The sequence below is a fragment of the Methylomagnum sp. genome, assembly GCF_054333355.1.
Map to the genome: position 1 here is coordinate 1 of NZ_JBTEKS010000366.1, position 4,343 is coordinate 4,343.

At 62.9% G+C, this 4,343-nt stretch carries 5 protein-coding genes; 1 reads left to right on the top strand and 4 read right to left on the bottom strand.

Going from position 1 to position 4,343, the window contains the following annotated elements; translation table 11 throughout:
- The 4 genes from ACXWUF_RS19340 to ACXWUF_RS19355 all read right to left on the bottom strand — a co-directional run.
- Positions 1–2,290, bottom strand: a 2,290-nt coding sequence (locus tag ACXWUF_RS19340) for a DUF927 domain-containing protein (protein WP_458496219.1), incomplete at its 3' end; no start/stop codon positions are given.
- Positions 2,291–2,413: 123 nt separating this feature from the next.
- Positions 2,414–2,701 carry a hypothetical protein gene (locus ACXWUF_RS19345; RefSeq protein WP_458496220.1) on the bottom strand — a complete coding sequence of 96 codons (288 nt, stop codon included), beginning with the start codon at positions 2,699–2,701 and terminating at the stop codon, positions 2,414–2,416.
- On the bottom strand, positions 2,694–3,035 hold the full coding sequence (locus tag ACXWUF_RS19350; RefSeq protein ID WP_458496221.1) for a hypothetical protein: 342 nt from the start codon (positions 3,033–3,035) through the stop codon (positions 2,694–2,696). Before ACXWUF_RS19350 ends, ACXWUF_RS19345 begins: the two co-directional genes overlap by 8 nt.
- Before the next feature lie 267 nt (positions 3,036–3,302).
- Positions 3,303–3,728, bottom strand: coding sequence for a hypothetical protein (locus ACXWUF_RS19355; RefSeq protein ID WP_458496222.1), 426 nt, complete (start codon positions 3,726–3,728; stop codon positions 3,303–3,305).
- Here ACXWUF_RS19355 and ACXWUF_RS19360 point away from each other — a divergent pair.
- Positions 3,727–4,272, top strand: a complete 546-nt coding sequence (locus tag ACXWUF_RS19360) for a hypothetical protein (RefSeq protein WP_458496223.1) — start codon at positions 3,727–3,729, stop codon at positions 4,270–4,272. The genes ACXWUF_RS19355 and ACXWUF_RS19360 overlap by 2 nt on opposite strands.
- The last annotated feature ends 71 nt before the right edge of the window (positions 4,273–4,343 follow it).

The following is a 4,343-nucleotide window of genomic DNA, read 5'->3' on the forward strand; positions in this document are numbered from 1 at the left end:
CCAGGGCGTACACGATGCTGCCGATTTCCTTGGGGTCGGCTTCGTTGATTTCGTCCAGACACAGGCAGGTGTCATTGAGCGCCGCCGCCGCGCCTTCCAGGCCGTTCGCCGTGGCCCGCCACGTCCGGCGGAAGGTGTCGCCGCCCCACACGGAGCAGCCGACATTCAGGGCCGTGGTCTTGCCGGTGCTGGAATCGCCCACCCAATGCAGCCCGCCGGAATCCCGCTGCACCTTGGCGAGTAGCGGCCCGGCCAGAGCCACGCACAGCGACAGCGCCAAAACCGGATTCCCGATACACCGCGCCGCGATGTCGGCTTTCCAAGCCGCGAAGTCGCCGCGCTTTTCCGCCGCGCCCTCCGAGTGCATGGATTCGGATTGGTAGTAGACATCGGCGCTGCCGATGACTTCCTCGGGCAGGACGAAGGCCGCGCCGTCCCGCGTCCAGCCGGTGCGGATGGCCGCGACGATGCGTTTCTTGGGGATGCGCCATTGCAGGTATTCCGCCAGCCGCGCCCGTTCCTGGTAGTCGATCAACACGCCCGCCGACAGGAGTTCGCCCCGGACTTCCTCACAGGAGCCGCGCAGCATTTCCATGGGCATGGCCCAGGTCCGCCAGCGCTTGAAGGTGTCCTGAAACCGCAGTAAGCGCCCGAAGTTGCGTTCATCGTCGGTGCAGGTGACGGCCTCGACATGGAGCGGCGAACACACCCGCAAGTCAAAGGGTTCCGGGTCTTTGCCCTTGCCCCCGCTGCGGGAGGAATGGAACCACACGCCCGGCGGGCCGTACTGGCTCCATTCCTCCCGCACCACGTAGGAAGGCCGCGCCGGTTCGTCATCACCGTTCCCGCCGCCGCCCGATAGTGGGTGGTCCTTGTCCTTCGGGGGCTTCTTGCCGGTGCCAGGGAACGGAATCACCGCGCCGGACTTCGCCCCCTCTCCATCGGCGGATAGTGCGGCGGGTTCGCCGGAAGCCGCGCCATCCGTGGCGGTGCCGCCAATTGCGCCGGTTCCGTCCGCTTCGGGCGGGTTGGCGTTTGCCGTGGCCGTGGGGGCTTGGCTAGGGTCTTCCGCCGTGTCCATGCCGCCGGGTTCGCTTCTCTCAATCGGGGCGGAATCGCTGGAAGCCGCGCCATCCGTGGCGGTGCCGTCAAGTTCGCCGGTTCCGTCCGGCTTGGCGGTTTCGGATGGAGCCGCCGCGTTCCCGTCCATGGTTGGCGGTTGATCTTGCGGCAACTCGGCCAGCGCCGCCGCCAGTTGGGCGCGTACCACGTCCAACCCGGCCAGCGCCGCCAAGTCGTTGAAGTCGGTGGGTGGCTTGCCGTGGTCGCCCTGGTGCGCGGCGACTTGTTCGGGGCTGAACACGGGCACGGCCAGCACCGCGCCCTTGATCCTCGCGGCTTGTTCGGCCCATTTCAGCCCGCCGCCCACGTCGCCCAGGATCAACAGCCGCGCCGCCGGGTAGCGGTCCCGTAGCAGCTTGGCGATTTTGGGTAGGTTAGAGTCGGTCAGGCTGGCTGTGACCGGGTATCCGCCCGCCTCCCGACAGGTCAACACGGTAGCCACGCCCTCGCCGACCGCCAGCACCAATCCGCCGCCGTCGCCCTTGGGCAAGGGCTGCGCCGCCCACAACCCGCCGGATTTCGGCCCGCCCGCCACGGCACACTTGCGCCCGGTTTCGTCGATGAGTTCCGCCGTGCTTAACTTGCCCTCGATCTTGACCGGCGCAACCAACACCCGCCCGGCCAGGGGTTCGCCGTCCGACTTGGGGGCGTATTCCAGGATGGCCGCAGCTTGTTCCACGGGGATTTCCCGCAGCGCCGGAACCGGGCCGATTCCCTTGCGGCTCAGGTAGCCGTGGTCGGCCTGTGCGGGGCTGGCGGCTTTCCATAGGGCGGTCGCCTTGGTGGCCGCTTGCTTCGCCTTGCGGGCCTTCTCCCTCGCTTCCTTTTCGGCGCGGGCGGCTTTCTGCCGTTCACGGGCTTGGCGTTCCGCTTCCGTTTCTTCGCGGGCCTCGCTGTCCGGCTTCCAGCCCGCGTCTATCGCCATCCGCCAGAGCGTGGCAACGGTGACTTTGCCGGTGCCTTTGACTGAGCGCCAAGCGTCCCTGAAATCTGTTTTGTTGTAGCTGTCGCCTTCTTGGCTCCATTCGTCCGCGACGGCCCGGCCATCCTCGCCTAGCGCGTCTTTGATCGCGGCGAGAATGCGAACCCAAGTATTCCGCTCACAGCTTGGCGAGACGTGGCGCAGCGCGGCCCGGATGTTGTCCGGGGTTGGGGGGATTTGCCTCATAAGCCCCTCCCGCCGCTGGCGTTTTCCGCTACAATGTGGCCCGCAATAGATTGATTTTGAAAGCCCATCCCGGTTGCCGCCGGGGTTGGGCTTTTTCTTTGTGGGAGCGCCGCAGTGGAAAAGCTAACCATCGTCGCCCCCATCAAGCACCCCCGTGAAGCTCTCGAAAGCCAAGGTATGAATCCCTTGGGCCAGCCGCCTTGCTGTGTCCATCATGGTGTGAGCTAAATCGAACTCTCGGGGAACCCCCTCCCCCCCGAATGAGCAATCCGCCAGCAGGTCGTCAATGACATCGAGTTGGGCTTTCAGTTCGCTGGAAAGGCGTTGCATTTCCTGTTGAACCGACAGCCCCCGCATTCCATCGGAAAGGACCGGATAGCGGACCCTCACGGCTTCACTGGCATTACTCATGGCCGTGCCCCCCTTCCTGGTGGGTGTCGCCTTCGGTGCGGGCCGCGAAAGCGGACAGGGGCCAGCCATGCCGTGACATGGCTTCGTCCAACAGGTCGCGGGCCTCGCAGGCCATTTGCTCGATGACTTCGAGCGCCAGGGACACATCAATGGGCGCTAAGGCGTCGATCCGGCTATCCGTCGCCAGCCGCAGCACGCGGGCCTGATTCTCAAGGCGCAAAATCGCGGTGAACACGCGGTTGAGGTCGCGGCCCAATGCGCCCACGTCGCCGTCTAGGGTGGTGGGAGTGGTGATTTCGGGCGTGGTGGTGCCCAGGTGGGAATTAGCAGCCATGACGGCCTCCTATGAGTTTCTGAATGAAAAACGCCCCAGGGAAAGGGGTGCCGGGAGGTTCAGAACCGCTCATAGACGGCGGACGGTATTCGCCCGTGAAGGGCTTATTTCCGCCCCCTCCCGACATGGAAATCGGGCATGGGAAAGCACCGGACGGAATCCAGGCGCAAAAAAACCGCGTTGCTGTCGGGTGCGGTGAACCGCTATGAGGGAGTTTCTGACGCTCCGTTTTTTCAGCATGGGGCAGGCAAAGTAGAACTGTCAAGATCAACATGCGCCGCCCCCTTGCTCATCTGGTGCCGCATCCAACAGGCCAGCGGCTTCAAGTTCATCGGCCAGGGCCGCGTAATCCGTGGGAGTGGTGGAAAGTTCGCCTTCCACGGCCCCGCCATCGGCTGTGGGAATCCATGCAGTTTCAACGGGGTTGCCATCGCTTTCGATTGGCCGTGCCGCTTCGCCGGATTCCTTGAAACGGAATCCCCTAAAACCCGGCTGCTTGCTTGCCCGCTCGTCTATGGGGTCGCCCAAGAGATGAGCATCGAGATATGACCCGTCTTCGTCCCCCACCACCAGCAGCACAAGAACCGGGATGGAAAACAATTCGCCCGTATCCAAGTCTTTGAAGTCGGCAACGAGATTCAAGGGGTTATAGAAAGCAGCGGCAATCCGCTCTAATTTCTCATTATTCGCCATGGCCGTTCCCCACTTTATTGAGATAACCCGCCGCGTTGCGAAATTCCATCATTCCGTCAATGACAGCCGTTTTAAAATCCCGCCCGGTTTCCTCGTCCAATCCCCCTTGACTCAATACCCGACCAATAATTTCATTGGCTATTTTAATCATCTCATTCAGACTGGTTTTTGCCTCATTCAGAACAAGTTTTTTCATATCCGTAAATACCTGTTCCTAAGCCGTCATGGCGTGCTGTTCCAGGCTGTTCAGGTAACGGCGGATTTCCCCGGCCCGATACCTAACCAACCGGCCCACCTTGCAAAAGCTCGGGCCTTCGCCAATGCAACGCATCTTTTCGAGCGCGGGAATGCTATCCCGGCCAATAACCGGGGCTATTACCTCGGGTGGCAACAGGGCTTCATCGGGGGCGGCATTGAAAATCTTGAACGCCTCAACGGCGTCAAGGGGTTTACGGCGGGTTTTAGACGGGTCAGCCGCTTGCGTTGCCTGAGAGGGGGCGGCGATAACGGCGGAATGGTTGCGGGTAGTTTTGGGCATTTCTAGCACCTTTGGGTGAGTTGATGAATGCCCGGAAAGGTCCGGGCGGTTAGCGTCTGCTTGACGCTTGCCCGGCA